Origin of the sequence: Candidatus Planktophila lacus, assembly GCF_002287925.1 — a bacterium.
Classification (GTDB): Bacteria; Actinomycetota; Actinomycetes; order Nanopelagicales; family Nanopelagicaceae; genus Planktophila; species Planktophila lacus.
In genome coordinates, this window is record NZ_CP016769.1 from 162,183 (window position 1) to 181,222 (window position 19,040).

The following is a 19,040-nucleotide window of genomic DNA, read 5'->3' on the forward strand; positions in this document are numbered from 1 at the left end:
CGTTCCGCCATTGTGTAGTGGCTAGCACATGGGCCTTTGAAGCCCAGGGTCCAGGATCGATACCTGGTGGCGGAGCAATATTTATTGCCCGCCGATGGAGCTAGCGGAGCCATCAAGTAGATCAAGAGCAACCAGTTAGACTTACTACATGAGTGCAAATCTCGAAACGGTTGTTGTTCTCGCCGCCGGTGAAGGCACTCGCATGAAATCAGCAACGCCAAAGGTATTGCACGAAGTTGCCGGCCGCTCACTTGTTGGCCACGTTCTTAACGCCGTTAGCGCGCTCGCCCCAAAGCAAGTACGAGTTGTAGTTGGTGCAGGTCGTGAAGCAGTTGAAGAACATCTGCGCGAAGTCGCACCGAATGTCACAACAGTTTTCCAAGAACGTCGCGGTGGCACTGGCCATGCAACGCAGTTGGCGCTCGCAGGTACAGATATTTCAGGAACTATCTTGATCTTGGCGGGCGATACGCCGATGCTTACCGGGGAATCACTTAAGCAACTCCTTGCTACTCACCACGAAGGTGGCTTCACCGCATCGGTTTTAACTGCAGAACATCCTGACCCAACTGGTTACGGACGCATTGTTCGCGGCGATGATGGCTCACTTCTTCGTATCGTTGAAGAACGCGATGCTGATGACTTTGTTAAGGAGATCTACGAAGTCAATTCTGGGGTTTACGCATTCGATGCCAAGAAACTTGCTGGCGCAATTGGCAAGCTAACTAACGATAATTCGCAGGGTGAGCTCTATCTGACTGATGTCATCGAAATTCTGCGCAATGAAGGCGGCACAATCGCAGCGGCGCTAATTGAAGATTTCATCGAAATCTTGGGCGTTAACGATCGCGTGCAGTTAGCAGAAAGCGCTGCTTTGCTCCGTGATCGCATCAACGAAGGTTTCATGCGCGCAGGAGTAACTATTGTCGATCCGACAACAACTTGGATTGATGCAACTGCTGAAATCGCAAACGATGTAACTATCTTTCCTGGCACTGCGATCTTGGGATCTTCAAAGATCGCAACTGGCGCAGTTATTGGACCTCGCACCACGCTCGAATCTTGCAAGGTGTTTGAGGGCGCAAACATTGTTGAATCGAATTGTTTTGAAGCAACTATCGGCGCCAGTGCAAACGTTGGCCCGTACTCATATCTGCGTAAAGGCACAGTTCTTGGAACTGGCGCAAAGGCTGGCGCATTCGTTGAAATTAAGAATGCAAAAGTTGGCGATGGTTCTAAAGTTCCACATCTTTCATATGTGGGCGATGCCACCATCGGTGAAGGCTCAAATATTGGCGCAGCCACGATCTTTGTTAACTATGACGGAATAGATAAGCATCACACCACTATCGGAGATCACGTCCGCATCGGTAGCGATTCGATGTTAGTTGCACCTGTTTCAATTGGTGACGGGGCTTACACCGCGGCTGGTTCTGTAATTACTGAAGATGTTCCGGCCGGTGCCATGGGTGTCGCTAGAGGTAAGCAACGAAATGTATTAGGTTGGGTCATGCGCAAGCGATCCGGCACCAAATCAGCAATTGCTGCCGAAGCTGCCGAAAAACGCGACGAGAAGAAAGGCTAATTTCCTTGAGCGAAATTCGTTTGTCCTCAGAGAAAAAACTTCGACTCTTTTCAGGCCGCGGATTTCCTGAGCTGAGCGAAGCAGTAGCCGAAGAACTTGGTATTCCGCTAACACCAACATCTGCATATGACTTTGCCAACGGCGAAATTTTTGTTCGCTTCGAAGAATCAGTTCGTGGTTGCGATGCCTTTGTGATTCAAAGCCACTCTGCCCCAGTTAATAAGCAGATCATGGAACAACTAATCATGGTTGATGCCCTTAAGCGCGCATCTGCAAAGCGCATCACAGTGGTCGCACCTTTCTATGGTTATGCACGTCAAGATAAGAAGCACCGTGGTCGCGAGCCAATCACTGCGCGTCTGATGGCAGATCTCTACAAGGCAGCTGGCGCTGACCGCCTGATGGTTGTTGATCTTCACACTTCACAAATCCAAGGTTTCTTTGACGGACCAGTTGATCACTTATTCGCACTGCCAATGCTGGCAAATTATGTTGGCAGCAAAGTAGATCGCAGTCGCTTAACAATTGTTTCTCCTGACTCAGGCCGCGTACGCGTTGCCGAACGCTGGTCAGAACTTCTCGGTGGCTGCCCAATCGCATTTATCCATAAAACCCGCGATCCACGTATTCCAAATGAATCAGTTACTGGAAAAGTTGTTGGTGAAGTCGAAGGCCAGACATGTGTAGTAATTGACGACATGATCGATACTGCAGGAACAATTACCAAAGCAGTAGATGCCTTATTTGCAGCAGGAGCAAAAGAAGTTATCGTCGCGGCAACTCACGCAGTCTTTTCTGGCCCAGCAGTTGATCGCCTAAAGGCTTCAAAGGTCACCGAAGTTGTCGTGACCGATTCACTTCCGATCGATGAAGATAAGCGCTTTGATGGGCTGACCGTCCTCTCAATCGCGCCGCTTCTGGCTCGTGCGATCCGCGAAGTCTTCGAAGATGGGTCTGTAACAAGCCTTTTTGACGGACACAGCTAAGCCGCGCTAACCTTTGCCCAGGTTTCCGGCGAGGGTGAAAAACTCCGTAATCGACGGTAAGGATTTAACTCCTGCTGGAACTTCGTGTTAAAAAAGTAAGGCCCCGAAGTATTCAGATCAAAACAAACAGGAGTAATAAAAATGGCTGAAATCAAGATCACCGGAACAACTCGCACAGAGTTCGGTAAAGGCGCATCACGTCGCGCACGCGTTGCAGGTCTAGTTCCTGCAGTTATCTACGGCCATGGCGAGAAGCCACAGCACATCACACTTCCAGCGCGCGAACTCGGCGTTGCTTTGAAGCAATCAAACGTTCTCCTTCAAATCGATATCGATGGCAAGGATCAACTAACACTTCCAAAGGCGATTGTTCGCCATCCACTTAAGCAGATCCTTGAGCACATCGACCTCGTTGCTGTTCGTCGTGGTGAAAAAGTTACTGTTGGCGTTCCTGTTCACACAGAAGGCGAACACGATCGTGACGGAATTCTTGAGCACGTTAACCACACAATTGAAGTTGAAGTTGAAGCAACTGCTATTCCTTCATTCTTCACACTTGATCTAACAGGTCTTGCAGCTGGTCAATCACTCTATGCAGAAAACGTTGCACTTCCTGCTGGCGTTAAGTTGATCTCTGACCCACGCACAATCGTGGTTCACCTATCTGAGCGTTCAACTGCGGTTGAAGAAGTTGCAGTTGTTGCACCTGCAGCAGATGCAGCAGCGGCACCAGCAGCTGATGCAGAGAAGAAAGACGCTTAAGCCTTACTCTTTACCTCGTGAGTACATCTCCTTGGATAATTGTTGGCCTCGGTAACCCGGGCGAACAATATGAAGCCACTCGCCATAACGTTGGCCAGATGGTTATTGATGAACTCGCTAAGCGTCACAACGTAAAGCTAAGTACACATAAGTCACGCACCGACATCGCCGCCTACAAGTTAGGCGTCGGTGTCGATGCTTTTTCTGTGATCCTTTCAAAATCAAAGAGTTACATGAACGAATCTGGCGGACCGATTAAGGCTCTCGCTAACTTCTATTCAGTTGAACCACAACAAGTAATTGTTCTTCATGATGAGTTAGATATTCCCTTTGCCGCAATTCGTTCCAAGATCGCAGGCGGAGATAACGGCCATAACGGTTTGAAATCGCTCACCTCAGCATTTGGCACCGCTGAGTACTACCGCGTTCGCCTTGGCATAGGTCGCCCCATGGGACAGCAAGATCCAGCAGACTTTGTATTGAAGCAATTTAGTAAGGAAGAGAAGAAAGATTTAGGAGAATTTCTAGATCGTGGCGCAGATGTTGTTGAGTCGCTAATTACTAAAGGTCTTGATTTAACTCAATCGCAATTTAATTCTTAAATCAGCCAGTATTACGAAGGCCAGCGGCAACACCGTTAATAGTCAGCAGTAGAGCGCGAACCAACATCGCATCTGGCGCTTCTCCAGCAGTGCGCACACGGTGCAAGAGGTTTACTTGGAGCAAATGCAGTGGAGAAAGATATGCATCGCGCACCTGCAAGGTACGAGCCAGAATTGGTTGATCTCCCAGCAGCGTCTCTTTCTCAGTAAGAGCAAGGATCTCTTTAACCGTTAACTCAAATTCCTCAGTAATTGTGTCGAGGAAGTGATGAAGCTCGGTAGGAACCAGAGTTTCTACATAGCGTTTTGCAGTTACTAAATCTGTCTTAGCTAAAGTCATCTCCACATTACTAATGAAGGTATGGAAGAAGTGCCATTCCTTAAGCATCTTCTTCAAGACATCTGATTTACCAGCCTCGCGCGCAGCCTTTAGTCCAGTACCAACGCCGAACCAACCCGGCACGATCTGTCGTGATTGGGTCCAACCAAATACCCACGGAATCGCACGCAGTGAATCAAGCCCGCCTGCTGCATCTGGGCGACGCGATGGACGTGAACCTAAGAAGAGATTTCCAAGTTGTTCTACCGGTGTTGAGGCATAGAAGTAAGCAGGAAGATCTGGGTGATCAATCAACTTTCGGTAGCGCGCAAAAGAGTTATCGCTGATCAAGTTCATGCATTCATTCCACTGCGCTAAATCTGCTGGGCTTTGACGAGCCGCGCGGTTAAGAATCGTTGCCTCAAGAGATGCGGCAAGTGTTAACTCAACATTCTCGCGAGCAAGAGCTGGAAGTGCGTACTTGTCGCTAATAACTTCGCCTTGTTCAGTCATCTTGATCTGTCCATCAACTGAGCCCCATGGAAGTGCAACCAAAGCATCGTAAGTTGGTCCGCCGCCGCGACCCACAGAACCACCGCGACCATGGAAGAGACGAAGTTTCACACCGTACTTCATCGCGACATCACGAAGCGCACGTTGTGCACGGTGGATCTCCCACTGACTTGTTGCAATACCTGCATCTTTATTTGAATCTGAATATCCCAACATCACTTCTTGCACATCATCGCGCAGCCCAACGAGCGAGCGATAAGTTGGATCAGAAAGGAGTTTTTCTAGAATTTCCCCAGCAGCACGAAGTTCTGCAACTGTTTCAAGCAGTGGTGCAAAACCGATCTTGGCGATCTTCTTATCGAGATCGACTAAACCGGCAGCCTTACCAATTACCGCTGCGGCAACTAGATCATCCGCACCCTTTGTCATTGAGATGATGTAAGTCTCGATTACCTCAGGGCCAAATCTTGCGATTAGATCATCAATTGCTTTAAAGGTATCGAAAGTCTTCTTTCCGGCTGCATCTAAAGTCGTTAGATCTAGTGGACTCTTCTTCGCTAACTCTGAAATAAGTACCGGAAACTTTTCATTATGTGACAGGTCAATGTAACCCGCAGGCATTACTTGCTTTAAAAGGTTGTGGTGGGCATCAGAATGTTCGCGAACATCGAGAGTTGCATGGGTAAGACCGAAGGCGGCGATACTGCGGATTGTGCGCTCTAGAAAGCCGGTTGCGATTAGCTCGCCACGATGGGCAGCCAATGAATCGCGCATCAAAGTTAAATCTGCGATTAGTTCTGCAGAATTTGCATAGTCTCGCCCTGGAACATGTGGAGCCTGAGATGCATGGCGATTGCGTGTAAATATAAGTCGGTGCGCGATAGCAGTTGCCTTTAAGCGATACGGCTCCTGCTGATTTAAACGTAGGAAGCGTGGCTCAAACTCTGGAATATTCTTTAGATCTTCTTCAATAGAGGCTTGTAATTCAGGAGTTGTACCAACTATGCGAGTCGAAATAGAGAGCATCTGACGCAGCTCATCCATCGCTGAAATCGAAGTGCGGATCGCGTGGGCAACTTGGAGCGCAATCGCATCTTCAGTAACTTGCGCAGTGATATTTGGATTACCGTCGCGATCGCCACCGATCCAGGTACCGAAGGTAAGTGGACGGGCAGTTACTGGCAGATCGATATCAAGGCGCTTTAGTTCGCGCGCAAAATCATTTAAAACTTCTGGAACGGTATTTAAAGCAAGATCATCTAAGTAATAAAGAGCGTTCATCGCTTCATCCAGAGGTTCTGGACGATTTAAACGAAGTTCATCGGTCTGCCAAAGGAGATCTACAGTTTCTGCCAAGCGCTCGTTCTGGCGCGGATTTAAATCTTGGTCTAACAACTTTGCAACTTCACCGAGTTTATTTAGGATCGAACGGCGCGCAGCTTCGGTTGGGTGTGCGGTAAATACGGGGCGAACCATAAGTTCGCTAACCCATTGTTCTAAATCTGCGTGAGTAAAGGAATGGCCCGGAGTTTGTGCTTTATAGGCCTCTTCAATTTTATCGATTGCGCGGCTTAGCCAAGAGCCACCTACTGCGCGAGATTGCGCAAGAACACGTGCGCGGTGAACTTGTTCTGCAACATTTGCTAAATGGAAGTAAGTACTAAAGGCGCGCACCAATTGCACAGAATCTTCGACGGAGAGTTTTTCTAGTAATTCAATACCGCCGCCTTCGCGGACCGCTTTACGCACAGATTCCACGAGATCGAGAAGCTCTTGTCCTTCTTGGCGAACAAGTGATTGACCTAGAAGATCGCCAAGCTTGCGTACATCGCTACGCAAAATTGCATCATCGCTTGCGATGTTGTTGGCGTTAGCGGGGCTCTGCGTCACGGGCATATCCTCTCAGGAATACTCATGAGTTTGATACGCGATTATGCGCGTTAGACTTAACCCAACAAGCCCCCTCCCTTTTGGGAACGGGGCCTTACGGCGTTTTCTCTTGAGAAATCGCCCGTAGGGATTGCGTTTTCTCACATATTGGAAAGGGATGATCAAATGCGTGCATTAGTGCAGATGCTTGGGGCAGATACTGCCGTTGCATCCTGTATCGACGGTGCGCAAAAGATAATTTCCCCGGCCCCTACTTATCCATTTTTGCTTGCACTGCGCGCGCAGAGTAAACCGTTACTTGTAATCACTAGCTCAAGTCGTGGCGCTGAGGATTTAGCGAGCGAACTCCGAGAGTTACATCAGAACGTTCTCGAATTTCCGGCCTGGGAAACACTGCCTCACGAGCGCTTAAGCCCGCGCAGTGACACTGTTGCCAGAAGGCTGGCGACGCTATCAACGCTTGCGAGAAAAGATTTAGAGAGCCCAATAGTTGTTGCACCGATTCGCGCAGTTATACATAGATTCATCGCCAATTTAGCAACATCGCCTCTGCAAACTTTAGAAATAGGCGGCGAAGTAGATTTAACTTCGCTAGTAGAGCATTTAACACAGTTGGCATATACCCGCACCGACTTAGTTGAAAAGCGTGGTGAGTTTGCCGTGCGCGGTGGAATCGTTGATCTCTTCTTACCGCTATCGGAACATCCGATACGCATTGACTTCTTTGGCGATGAGATCGAAGAGTTAAGTTATTTCGAGGTTTCATCGCAGAGAACCACCAGCCCAGTTGTTGGAAAGCTTTCAATTCTGCCGTGCCGCGAACTTTTGCTAACTGAAGAAATTCGTTTTCGCGCAGAGAAGGCGAAGGATAAGTACCCGGCAGCGCTAGAAATTCTCGATCGCATGGCGCAAGGCATCATTTCCGAAGGAATGGAATCGCTAATTCCCATTCTCATCAATGAAACGGAGACAATTTTTCAAAGAATTCCAGTAGGCAGTGAAGTTGTATTCATTGATGACGAGCGAATTCGTATGCGCACCATGGATTTACTTGCCACAAATGAAGAGTTCTTTGAGGCAGCCTGGTCCCACGCCGCACTCGGCGCTGTTGCACCCTTACCCGTTACTGATGCGACCTATCTTTCATGGGATGCACTAAATGAAGAAGTAGTTCGTTGCGGTTTAAAGCAACGCGCCCTTAATCCATTTGGCACGGATTTAGATACCGAAGCCACCTTCTTAGATTTCAGCGCCATCGATCCGCTACGAGGAGATGCCGATCGCGCAGTTGCCGCAATGCAGGAAGCGGTAAGCCAAGGGTTCTCAATTATCTTCTCAACGGCTGGACAAGGAATGGCTGAACGCTATGCCGGCATCTTCCGCGATGCCGATCTACCCGTTTTCATTACGCCAGAACTAAAAGCAATTCCAACTAAGGCTGCCATACATATAACGCAATCATCTATTGCACATGGATTCTCTTCCCTTGAATCGCGAATTCTATTTATGACCGAACGTGATTTAACTGGAAGTAAGGCTTCAGCAAAAGACGGTGTGCGCATGCCGTCAAAACGTAAACAAGCTGTTGATCCGTTAGAACTGCGCGCAGGTGACTTTGTTGTCCACGAGCAACACGGCATCGGTCGTTATGTCGAGATGGTGCAGCGCACCATTAACGGAGTCACTCGCGAGTACTTAGTTATTGAATACGCACCTGCTAAACGCGGCCAACCCGGAGATCGCATCTTTGTTCCAACAGATACTTTGGATCAAGTTTCCAAATACGTCGGAGGCGAAGCACCTGCAGTGCACCGCATAGGTAGTGGCGAATGGCAGAAGGCAAAGGGTCGCGCCCGCAAGGCGGTTAAACAGATTGCTGGCGAGCTAATTCGTTTATATGCCGCACGTACTTCCTCACCTGGTTATACATTCTCTGCTGATACGCCATGGCAGCGCGAGCTAGAAGATGCCTTCTCTTACATTGAAACTCCTGATCAACTTTCGACTATCGAAGAAGTAAAGCGCGATATGGAGAAGCCTTACCCAATGGATCGCATCATCTGCGGCGATGTTGGTTATGGAAAGACCGAGATCGCAATTCGCGCAGCTTTTAAAGCGGTGCAAGATGGCAAGCAGGTCGCAGTTCTAGTTCCGACAACGCTTCTTGTGCAGCAGCACGCCAAGACTTTTGCAGAACGATATTCAGGTTTCCCAATTCGCGTTGCCGGAATGTCACGCTTTAACACCGCTAAAGAATCGAAAGAGATCCTTGCCGAATTAGCGGCCGGTAGCGTCGATGTTGTAATCGGCACCCATCGATTGCTTTCACAAGATGTGATCTTCAAGGATCTGGGGCTCGTCATTGTCGATGAAGAGCAACGTTTTGGCGTTGAGCAGAAAGAATCGCTTAAGAAGATGCGCACAACGGTGGATGTTTTAGCGATGTCGGCAACGCCTATTCCGCGCACCTTGGAAATGGCCGTTACTGGTATTCGCGAGATGTCCACGATTACAACGCCACCTGAAGAGCGCCATCCGATCCTTACCTACGTTGGACCAAGTGAAGATGCGCAGATTCGCGCAGCGATTCACCGCGAACTATTGCGCGACGGTCAGATTTTCTATATTCATAATCGCGTTGAATCTATCGATCGCGCGGCGGCAAAGATCCAAGAGTTAGTTCCAGAAGCACGTATCCGCATCGCACATGGGCAGATGTCCGAAGGTTCACTTGAAGATGTAATCCTGGGATTCTGGAACCGTGACTTCGATGTTCTTGTCTGCACCACGATTGTTGAAAGCGGGCTAGATATTGCAAATGCCAATACTTTAATTGTGGAGCGCGCTGAAAACTTCGGGCTTTCGCAGTTGCACCAGTTGCGTGGTCGTGTTGGTCGCGGACGCGATCGCGCTTACGCCTACTTCTTATATCCGCAAGATCAACCACTGACCGAGGTTGCACTAGATCGCTTGAAAACAATCGCCACAAATACTGACTTAGGCGCAGGTATGCGCGTTGCACTTAAAGATCTAGAAATTCGCGGCGCCGGTAACTTACTGGGCGGCGAGCAATCAGGACACATTGCCGACGTTGGATTTGATTTATACATGCGAATGGTCGGTGAAGCCGTTAATGATTACAAGACAGGCATTATTGATAAAGAAGAAGAAAGCCACGAATGTAAAGTTGAACTTCCAGTAAATGCGCATCTGGCCGAAAGTTATGTACCCGGAGAGCGTTTACGACTTGATCTCTATCGTCGTTTAGCAGATGTTGCTAAACCTGAAGATGTGCAATCAATTCGTGAAGAGTTGCTCGATAGATTCGGCGAACTCCCTGAAGAAGCGGTTGCGCTGTTGGCAGTTGCACAATTACGTGCGCTAGCTAAATCACAAGGAATCCGCGAAGTAGTAGCCACTGGAAAATTCCTACGACTTTCACCAATCTCCTTGCCCGAATCACGTCAATTACGACTTGCACGTTTGTATCCAGGGTCTATCTATAAGGGCCCAACGAATACAGCGCTGGTCACTTTGCCGAAAAACCCTGCATGGAACCCGTCTAATCCCACCGCTGAAATAGTGGATACTTCTCTCCTGACCTGGGTAACTGAGGTCGTCAACCAGCTAACGAAAGCGAGCACCACGTGAAGAAGATCCTTGTAGCCCTAACTATCGCAACAGGGTTGCTCCTTACCGGCTGCTCACAGTCCAACGAAGCAGCAACAGTTGGCGACTTTAAAATTACCCAAACTGAACTACAAAGCAGCATTGATGCAGTGATGGCAGAGCGCAAAAAAGTTGATACATCACAGATGCAGCTCGAAACTGGCGATGAGCTAAACCGCGGCCAGCTTCGCTTTAAGATTTTGATGCACACCTTTGATGAGATCGCTAAAGAGTTAGATCTTGAGATTACTTCAAGCCAAGTTGTAGCTCGTAAGCAGCAGATCTCTCAATCTCTCGGTGGCGATGCTGAACTTCCAAAGAACTTAGTTAACGCTGCGATTGCACCGCAAGATTTTGATACCTATGTGCGTGCGATTCTTATCTCTGAACGCATCACTACAGCGCTTGCACAATCTGGCGTTGCCGAAGCCGATGTAGCAACGCAGTTAGGAAAGCTACTTTCTGCAAAAGCAAAAGAGCTCGGCGTTAAAATCAATCCACGCTACGGCTTCTGGGATACCGAAGCTGGCGATGTTGTCGCAGCTGATGTAACTGGTGGCGCCGTAACTCCATCAGCTGAATAACACCAACCGCGATATTTCGATGGCCGGCTCAGAACTTCAACGCCTCGTTGAGGTAATGGATCGGTTGCGTTCTCCCGGCGGTTGCCCTTGGGATGCAGAACAAACCCACGAGTCACTCGTTAAATACTTGCTTGAAGAGTCATACGAATTTATTGATTCCGTTGATGCAAAAGATCGCGAAGGCATGCGCGAAGAACTTGGCGATGTTTTGCTGCAGGTCTATTTCCACTCACGCATCGCCGAAGATCATCCAACAGATCCATTTTCAATCGAAGATGTAGCGCGCGCAATTGCGGATAAGTTAATTCGCCGCCACCCACATGTCTTTGAAGGCCTAGAAGTATCTGGAACAGATGAAATCATCGATAACTGGGAAGAGATCAAGGCAAAAGAAAAGGGCCGTACATCAGCCCTTGATGGCGTCGCACTTGCACAGCCTGCGCTGCCACTTGTTGAAAAACTTCTCTATCGCGCCGAAAAATATAAAGTTCCAGTTGCGCTAAAGAAATATGAAAGTGATCAGCCTGCGACAAATGAAAGCGTGGGCGAGGCGCTAGCTTCAATAATTGCGTGGGCGCGAGATAACGAAATTGACCCAGAAAACGCGCTGCGCCTATATGGGCGCCAAATTGCCGAGCAAATTAAGGCTACTGAGTCGCGGTAGTATTGCCCTATACCGTTCAGCGCTGAGCGTGCTCATCACTAGTAATTCTTAGGAGACACCCAATGGCAATTATCGAAGCAATCGGCGCACGTGAAATTCTTGATTCGCGCGGAAACCCAACCGTTGAAGTTGAAATCGAACTCGAAGATGGCACACAGGCTCGCGCTGCAGTTCCAAGCGGTGCATCAACCGGAGCATTCGAAGCATCAGAACTCCGCGATGGCGATAAGAAGCGTTACCTCGGTAAAGGTGTTCTTAAGGCAATTGACTTTGTAAATAACGAGATCGCACCAGCGATTGAAGGCTTTGATGCACAGGATCAGCGCCTCATCGATAACGAGATGATCAAGCTTGATGGCACACCAAATAAATCACGTCTTGGTGCAAACTCAATTCTGGGCGTTTCACTTGCCGTTGCTAAGGCATCAGCTGAATCAGCAGATCTTTCACTCTTCCGTTATGTCGGTGGACCAAACGCACACGTTCTTCCAGTTCCAATGATGAACATTCTCAACGGTGGCGCGCATGCTGATACCAACGTTGATATCCAAGAATTTATGATCGCACCAATTGGTGCCGAGACTTTCCGCGAATCACTTCGCTGGGGCGCTGAGATCTATCACGCACTAAAAGCTGTTCTTAAGAAGCGCGGACTCGCTACATCTGTTGGCGATGAAGGTGGCTTTGCTCCAAACCTCGAAAGTAACCGCGCCGCACTTGATTTGATCCTCGAAGCAATTGAAGCTGCCGGATTTAAGCCAGGTAAGGAAATCGCACTTGCGATGGACGTTGCTGCAACTGAATTCCACGAAAACGGCAAGTACAAGTTCGAAGGCTCACTTCGCTCATCAGATGAAATGATCGCTTACTACGCAGAATTAGTTGCTGCCTACCCAATCGTTTCTATCGAAGATCCACTAAACGAAGAAGATTGGGCCGGCTGGAAGTCGATGACTTCATCACTCGGTTCAAAGATCCAGATCGTTGGCGATGATTTATTCGTAACTAACCCAATTCGTCTTGCTAAGGGAATCGAAACTGATACCGCAAACGCACTTCTAGTTAAGGTCAACCAGATCGGAACGCTTACTGAAACTCTTGATGCAGTTGATCTTGCGCACCGCGCGAACTACCGCAGCATGATGTCGCACCGTTCAGGGGAAACAGAAGATGTCACCATCGCAGACTTGGCCGTTGCAACTAACTGCGGACAGATCAAGACTGGTGCACCTTCACGCACAGAGCGCGTTGCTAAGTACAACCAACTTCTTCGCATCGAAGAAGAACTCGCAGACGGCGCTGTTTACGCAGGCCGCGCTGCCTTCCCACGTTTCAAGGGATAGTTAAGGCTTAAAGATGCGACGCGGGCGACGTAGTTATTCATCACGTCGTCCGTCTCGCCGTCTTTCTTATAACCGCCGCAAATCTCGCGCCAATGCACGTCCGTTAGCGCTTATTGCAATCATCTTTATCTTCACGCTAACTCTTGCACCACCCATCAAGAATTACTTCACGCAGCGCGCCCAGATCAGCGCTCTTAAATCTCAAGTTGTCACAGATCGCGCAGCACTTGATGCTGCACGCGCTGAACTAGAACTTTGGAAAGATCCTGATTACATCAAGTCACAAGCGCGCGAACGTCTGCACTTTGTCTTGCCCGGCGAGCGTCAGTACATCGTGACCGGCACCAAGGATGATCCAACGCTTCCCGATACAACAAAGGTAGTTTCACAATTGCCTGAAGGCGCACCTTGGTACACCAAGTTGATCGCATCCGTTACCGAATCTGGTCTTTAACAATGACCGATAAAGCAACACAGAAGGATTTAGATTGCATTGAATTACAGCTGGGCCGCACTCCGCGCGATGTACATGCCATTGCCTACCGCTGCCCTTGCGGCAACCCAGCTGTTGTTGAAACACCTCCACGCCTTAGCCATGGCGAACCATTTCCAACTTTTTACTATGCAACTTGTCCACGCTTAACAGGTGCAATATCCACTCTCGAATCAACAGGTTTGATGGCAGAAATGAATGAACGCCTTGCCGTTGATGCCGAACTTGCAGGCGCATATGCCGCAGCACATGATGATTACCTCGCAGCGCGCGCAGCGCTAAAGATGGATGTTCCTGAAGTCGAAGGAATCTCTGCCGGTGGAATGCCCAATCGCGTTAAATGTTTACATTCACTCGTTGCACATTCACTTTCTGCCGGCCCTGGTGTTAATCCACTTGGTGATGAAGCTTTAGCCAAGTTACCTGAATGGTGGAAGGACGAACCATGCGAGTAGCAGCCATCGATTGCGGTACCAACTCAATACGTCTACTTATTGCAGATATTGAAGGCACCAATTTCCGCGAAGTTACACGACTCATGGAAGTTGTCCGACTTGGGCAAGGCGTCGATAAAACTGGGCAATTCCACCCAGATGCAATCGCTCGCACACTCGCCGCAGTTGATATCTATGCAGCAGAGATTGCAAAGCGCGGAGTAGAAAAGATTCGCTTCTGTGCAACCAGCGCTACACGCGATGCCACCAACCGCGACCTCTTTATCGAAGGCGTTTTCGAACGTTTAGGAATCCGTCCAGAAGTTATCTCTGGCGATGAAGAAGCCCGTCTTTCATTTATGGGCGCAACTAAAGATCTACCAGCAGCCGACGGCCCATTCCTTGTCGTTGATATTGGTGGGGGATCTACCGAATTCGTATTCGGCACCGAAACTGTCGAATCAGCAAAGAGCGTAAACATCGGCTGTGTGCGCATGTCAGAGCGTCACTTCACCGGCGATCTTCCAGATCCTGGCCAAGTTGCTGCTGCAACTGAAGATATTGATGAAGCAATCTCTCAAGCTGCAAAGTTAGTTCCAATCACTAAAGCCAAGACACTCATCGCTGTAGCCGGAACTGCAACAACTGTTGCAGCAGCCGCGTTAGATCTTCCTGAATACGACCGTTACGCAATTCATCTTTCACATATTCCTGCAGAAAAAGTTCACCAAGTTTCACAAACGCTTATAAAGATGGCCCGCACCCAACGCGAATCACTTGGCTATATGCACCCAGGTCGCGTCGACGTTATCTCTGCAGGTTCTCTCGTCCTCTCACGCATCATGCGCGCAACTGGCGCCGCTGAATTCGTTGCCTCTGAATCAGACATTCTCGACGGAATGGCTTGGTCGCTTGTATAAATCGCTCGACCTGCTTGATTCCGCAATTGTTAAATGCAAGAAATGTCCACGCCTCGTTGATTGGCGCGAAGAAGTAGCCGTTACAAAACGCAAAGCGTATGAAAACGAAAAGTATTGGGGAAAGCCGGTACCCGGTTTCGGTCCTTCTAATGCGCAAATAGTCATCCTCGGCCTTGCACCAGGTGCACATGGCGCCAACCGCACAGGCCGCGTATTCACTGGCGATTCTTCAGGCGACTGGCTCTACAAATCTCTTCACAAAAATGGTCTAGCAAAGATCGCTACAAGCAAAAGCAAAGATGATGGCCAGAAGTTAATTAACACTCGCATCCTATGCGCCGTTCGATGTGCGCCACCGGATAACAAGCCAACAAATGAAGAGAAAAATACCTGCGCACCTTTCTACAAAGATGAGATCGCACTTCTTATGCCCACAGCCAAATCATTTCTAGCTCTTGGAAATCTTGCTTGGACAACGCTGCTTACAACTCTCCAAGAACTTGGTTGCGAGATTCCAAAGCCAAAACCAAAGTTTGGACATGGCGCTACCGCTGTATTTATTGGCCCAGATGGAATCAAACGAACCGTCATCGGCAGTTACCATCCCAGCCAACAGAACACATTTACAGGGAAATTGACCGAGAAGATGTTGGATTCGGTGATTAAAAAGGCAAGTAGACTCTGACCTTCGCATGGCCCCGATAGCCCAATGGCAGAGGCAGAGGACTTAAAATCCTCCAAGTGTGGGTTCGACCCCCACTCGGGGCACAACTTCGTGCGTAAAGTATCGCGCGCTCAGTGTAAATAATCTAGTAATGAATTATGAATGCATACATAAATGCATACACAATTAATACATAACTGTCGGAGGATTTGAAGGCGCTAATCAGGTTCTCATTTCATTTCACCCCTGATCATCTGCGCTCGAGCAAAGCTCTCACTCCTCTGCCTCTGCCATTGGGCTAAAACAGACCCCCGGTTGTTAATTTTGAGCGTGGAGGTATCTGTACTACCTCTCTAGAAATATCTCCTAACGCTTAAAATTCACTACAAGAGTATGGCTATCACTATCCCATCTACCCTACTCTTCTATTATGCAAAAAAAGATTTTGAAGGGTGTCCTTGCATCGATACTCCTAATCCCTTCAATCACTCCTGCTAATGCTGCCCTAGATGCACCGATAAATCTTGATAACCCAAGAGTTGTAGCAATGTTTGGTAATGATATTGATAAAGCGGCTTGGTCAGGTTATCTATACTCATCGCGAATTGTTTTTTCTGCCGCACACAGTCATTACAATTTCGACAGTAGCGGAAATCTCATTTATAAAGAACCAGGGATATTCACAGTCGGCAAGCCCAATTCATCCGCAAAAGATAGTAGTGGCAGAGTAAAGGTTGTGAAATTATTTTTAGCAGATTTCAAGACAATCCCAAGCGGTGGTGCTATAAATGATTTTGTCATTTACGTACTTGAAAAAGATTTAGTGCCTATGGTGCCTGGCAAGTTGATAACACCCGAGATAACTCAAGAACTTGTCGAAGCCAAGGCTGAGGTGGAATTCCACGGTTACGGTGAGTATCGGGATCGTTGTGCAGCTGGTCAATCTCCCCCTTGCAAGAAAGACTGGCAAAATCCAAACCAGATAACAAGTGAGTTTCCAAGAAAAAATGTGATGAAATTATCACCTGTATTGTCTTCTTGGATGGACTCACAAAAAATGAGCGAGATGGCCAATGAAAGATTTATTTCAGATCCTCAAGGTTGCCCTGGTGATTCAGGTGGACCAATTACAACAATTTATAAAGGTGAAAGGATTTACCTTGGAATGGGGCTAGATGCAGGCGGAGTTTACGCTTGTGGCGCCGGTGGTTCTCCTAGAAATGAACCTAATGCTTTTGGACACTTTTCACCAGTATATAAGCACTTGGATCTACTAAGAGATGCAGAGGCTTTTGTGAAACAACAAGTTTCAACAAAGTCAAAAACAGAGGTATCAATCACCTGTGTTAAAAGCAAATTAGTCAAGAAGGTTACGGCTGTTAATCCCAAATGTCCTTCTGGATATAAGAAGAAGTAACAGGCTCTCCACCTCCCAGTTTGAGAGAAATCTCCAATCCAGACCTCCCGATTGAGCGTGGTCAAGGCTTTGAAATGAAATTCTCAGGAAAGTGGTTTTAAATAGTCCTACCTACCTCGCCCCGAAGGGGGCGGGATTTCCTAGAAAGGGAAATTAGTGCGCAGTTCAAATCCAGTTCTAACTCGTTCGAACCGTGGTTTTGCTCAAATGGATCCAACTCGTTTGAGTAACGATTCACTCGAAGCAACATACGCAGCACCAGCAGCATCATCACTTCGTACCGGTCGCATGACTATGGACGATGTCGTAATGCGCACTGCAACTTTGTTTGCGGTTTTGGTTGCAGTCGGTGCATTTGCATGGGGCGCTAATAGCCCAGGGCTTGCACTTGTTGGCTTCCTCGGCGGTTTTGTTCTTGCAATGGTTAACACTTTTTCCAAGAAAGTTCGTGTACCTCTAATCGTTGCTTTTGCAGCAGCGCAAGGACTTGCACTCGGAACAATCAGCCGTATCTACAACGAAGCCTATTCAGGCATCGTTGGCCAAGCAGTCATCGGAACGCTTTGTGCATTCGGTGGAATCTTGGTTGCATACCGCAGCGGAAAGATCCGCGTAACACCTAAGTTCACTCGCATCATGGTTGGTGCGTTGATGGGTTACTTGGTCTTCTCGCTCATCACGATCTTTACAGGACGTCCAGGCGGAGCAACTGGTCTACTCGTAGCAGTAGCAGCTGTTGCACTAGCAACATTCTTCCTAGTTCTTGATTTCGATCAGATTGAAAAATCAATTGCTGCAGGCGCTCCTCAAGAAGAGTCATGGCGCATGGCATTTGGCTTGATGGTCACAATCGTTTGGTTGTACCTAGAAGTTTTGAGACTGCTCTCAATCCTTCGTAACAGTGACTAAATAAATAGATTAACTAGATTGCCCGAGATGCGAACTCCGCGTCTCGGGCAATTTTGTTGCCGCAAAGAGTGCGATAAACATTAGCCCTGCGCTAACTGCAAATGCGGGGCGGAATCCGTAATGGTCTGCGATAAAGCCAAGTGCGATAGGTGCAACCATGGCACCGGCATCACCGGACATCTGGAAGAGCGCGATTACTTGCCCGCCCTTACCTCTCATAACGTCACCCACAATTGCCGATGGAGTAGTTGATAAGAAGGCTGCTCCTACGCCAGAGATAGCCATTGATACTAGGAACATCCATGGTTGATAGGTGAAAAATAAAATTACTACTGATGAAGCGACCAGAGAAGAGCCAAGTAGTGCAGAGAATCTACGCCCTTTTTCATCAGAGAGACTTCCGGCCTTAAGCAAGAGAATTCCTTGCACGATTGATGCAATCGTAAATCCGATCCCAAGGAATCCGGCAGTTGAGTTTAGATCTTCAACCATGAAGAGCGGCAGGATAGAACGGCTCATTCCGAAGAAGATAGAAGCGCTGCAGAAAGAGATTATTAGCGCGATTAGGTATGGCTTGCTTGAAAGCGCATCGCGCAGTGGAGTCTTTACTTGTGTGCTTTTTTCAGTTGGGCGCGCTGCAAGTGTTGAGTTTCGAAGTAAGAAACCACCGGCAGCGCTGGAGATAACTAGTAGAACTGCATAGATAAATAGTGGCGCACGAAGCGAGAAGGCGGTTAAGAATCCACCGATAACCGGGCCAGCCATCATGCCCAACAAGAAACTGCCGTTGTAAAGAGATTGTGCACGTGCACGTCTGGTGTCATCGACTGCGCGCAGAACAATTGAACCGGCAGCAACTGAGAACATTGATGAGCCAAGACCACCAGCTGCGCGGTAGATCAGTAGTTGTTCGTAATTCTGTGAGAAGGCTGCAGCAAAAGATGAAAGGGCAACAAAGCCAACACCAGTTGTGTAAACGATTCTCTCACCGAATTTATCAACTAACTTTCCTGCAAATAGTCCGCTAGCAAATCTTGCAAGTGCAAAGGAAGAGATGATTAAGCCAACTTGTGCGTTATTTACACCAAAAGATTTAGCAAAGAGCGGAATTGTTGGCGCGATAATTCCAAATCCAACTGCAACGAAGAAAGATGAAAAAACTAGAACCCCAACTTCGCGTGGGAACTCAGCAAAAGGATTTGAGGGTTTAAAGCGAGCCGAAAGGTTCAAATGTTTTTACCGTATGCCTTTCAGGCGTAGCGAGAGTGTTTCAAAGTTGGGGTTGA

At 48.3% G+C, this 19,040-nt stretch carries 16 protein-coding genes and 2 tRNA genes; 16 read left to right on the plus strand and 2 right to left on the minus strand.

The genetic code is table 11. The features are described from left to right. Positions 1-3 precede the first annotated feature (3 nt). From A1s21148_RS00785 to pth, 5 genes are all read left to right on the plus strand, one after another. Positions 4-75: transfer RNA gene (locus tag A1s21148_RS00785), tRNA-Gln, on the plus strand. A gap of 73 nt (positions 76-148) precedes the next feature. Next, positions 149-1,585, plus strand: a complete 1,437-nt coding sequence (gene glmU / locus A1s21148_RS00790) for a bifunctional UDP-N-acetylglucosamine diphosphorylase/glucosamine-1-phosphate N-acetyltransferase GlmU (RefSeq protein WP_095670604.1) — start codon at positions 149-151, stop codon at positions 1,583-1,585. Between the two features lie 5 nt (positions 1,586-1,590). Beyond that, on the plus strand, positions 1,591-2,571 hold the full coding sequence (locus A1s21148_RS00795) for a ribose-phosphate diphosphokinase (protein ID WP_095670605.1): 981 nt from the start codon (positions 1,591-1,593) through the stop codon (positions 2,569-2,571). Between the two features lie 141 nt (positions 2,572-2,712). After that, positions 2,713-3,333 (plus strand): 50S ribosomal protein L25/general stress protein Ctc, encoded by a 621-nt coding sequence (locus A1s21148_RS00800; RefSeq protein WP_095670606.1) that lies wholly within the window; start codon positions 2,713-2,715, stop codon positions 3,331-3,333. 17 nt (positions 3,334-3,350) lie between these two features. Next, complete coding sequence (pth, locus tag A1s21148_RS00805) at positions 3,351-3,935, plus strand: aminoacyl-tRNA hydrolase (protein ID WP_095670607.1); 585 nt, start codon at positions 3,351-3,353, stop codon at positions 3,933-3,935. Between the two features lies 1 nt (position 3,936). Here pth and ppc read toward each other — a convergent pair whose 3' ends face one another. Continuing rightward, a complete protein-coding gene (ppc, locus tag A1s21148_RS00810; protein WP_095670608.1) occupies positions 3,937-6,663 on the minus strand; it encodes a phosphoenolpyruvate carboxylase in 2,727 nt (908 codons plus the stop codon). 159 nt (positions 6,664-6,822) lie between these two features. Between ppc and mfd the strand changes: the two genes are divergently transcribed. From mfd to A1s21148_RS00865, 11 genes are all read left to right on the plus strand, one after another. After that, positions 6,823-10,308, plus strand: coding sequence for a transcription-repair coupling factor (mfd, locus tag A1s21148_RS00815; protein WP_095670609.1), 3,486 nt, complete (start codon positions 6,823-6,825; stop codon positions 10,306-10,308). After that, complete coding sequence (locus A1s21148_RS00820) at positions 10,305-10,910, plus strand: putative periplasmic lipoprotein (protein WP_095670610.1); 606 nt, start codon at positions 10,305-10,307, stop codon at positions 10,908-10,910. Before mfd ends, A1s21148_RS00820 begins: the two co-directional genes overlap by 4 nt. A 19-nt stretch (positions 10,911-10,929) precedes the next feature. Further along, a complete protein-coding gene (locus A1s21148_RS00825) occupies positions 10,930-11,574 on the plus strand; it encodes a nucleoside triphosphate pyrophosphohydrolase (protein WP_095670611.1) in 645 nt (214 codons plus the stop codon). 62 nt (positions 11,575-11,636) lie between these two features. Further along, a complete protein-coding gene (gene eno, locus A1s21148_RS00830; RefSeq protein WP_095670612.1) occupies positions 11,637-12,917 on the plus strand; it encodes a phosphopyruvate hydratase in 1,281 nt (426 codons plus the stop codon). A gap of 13 nt (positions 12,918-12,930) precedes the next feature. Next, complete coding sequence (locus A1s21148_RS00835; RefSeq protein WP_095670613.1) at positions 12,931-13,371, plus strand: FtsB family cell division protein; 441 nt, start codon at positions 12,931-12,933, stop codon at positions 13,369-13,371. A gap of 2 nt (positions 13,372-13,373) precedes the next feature. Next, positions 13,374-13,865 carry a DUF501 domain-containing protein gene (locus tag A1s21148_RS00840; RefSeq protein ID WP_095670614.1) on the plus strand — a complete coding sequence of 164 codons (492 nt, stop codon included), beginning with the start codon at positions 13,374-13,376 and terminating at the stop codon, positions 13,863-13,865. Beyond that, a complete protein-coding gene (locus A1s21148_RS00845) occupies positions 13,856-14,764 on the plus strand; it encodes a Ppx/GppA phosphatase family protein (protein ID WP_095670615.1) in 909 nt (302 codons plus the stop codon). The genes A1s21148_RS00840 and A1s21148_RS00845 overlap by 10 nt, the downstream gene beginning before the upstream one ends. Then, a complete protein-coding gene (locus A1s21148_RS00850; RefSeq protein ID WP_223299402.1) occupies positions 14,757-15,449 on the plus strand; it encodes a uracil-DNA glycosylase in 693 nt (230 codons plus the stop codon). Before A1s21148_RS00845 ends, A1s21148_RS00850 begins: the two co-directional genes overlap by 8 nt. Before the next feature lie 10 nt (positions 15,450-15,459). Further along, positions 15,460-15,532, plus strand: a tRNA-Leu gene (locus tag A1s21148_RS00855). Positions 15,533-15,858: 326 nt separating this feature from the next. Then, a complete protein-coding gene (locus tag A1s21148_RS00860) occupies positions 15,859-16,845 on the plus strand; it encodes a hypothetical protein (RefSeq protein WP_095670616.1) in 987 nt (328 codons plus the stop codon). A 156-nt stretch (positions 16,846-17,001) separates the two neighbouring features. After that, complete coding sequence (locus tag A1s21148_RS00865) at positions 17,002-17,754, plus strand: Bax inhibitor-1/YccA family protein (protein ID WP_223299403.1); 753 nt, start codon at positions 17,002-17,004, stop codon at positions 17,752-17,754. 9 nt (positions 17,755-17,763) lie between these two features. Here A1s21148_RS00865 and A1s21148_RS00870 read toward each other — a convergent pair whose 3' ends face one another. After that, a complete protein-coding gene (locus A1s21148_RS00870) occupies positions 17,764-18,984 on the minus strand; it encodes an MFS transporter (RefSeq protein ID WP_095670617.1) in 1,221 nt (406 codons plus the stop codon). Between the last annotated feature and the right edge of the window lie 56 nt (positions 18,985-19,040).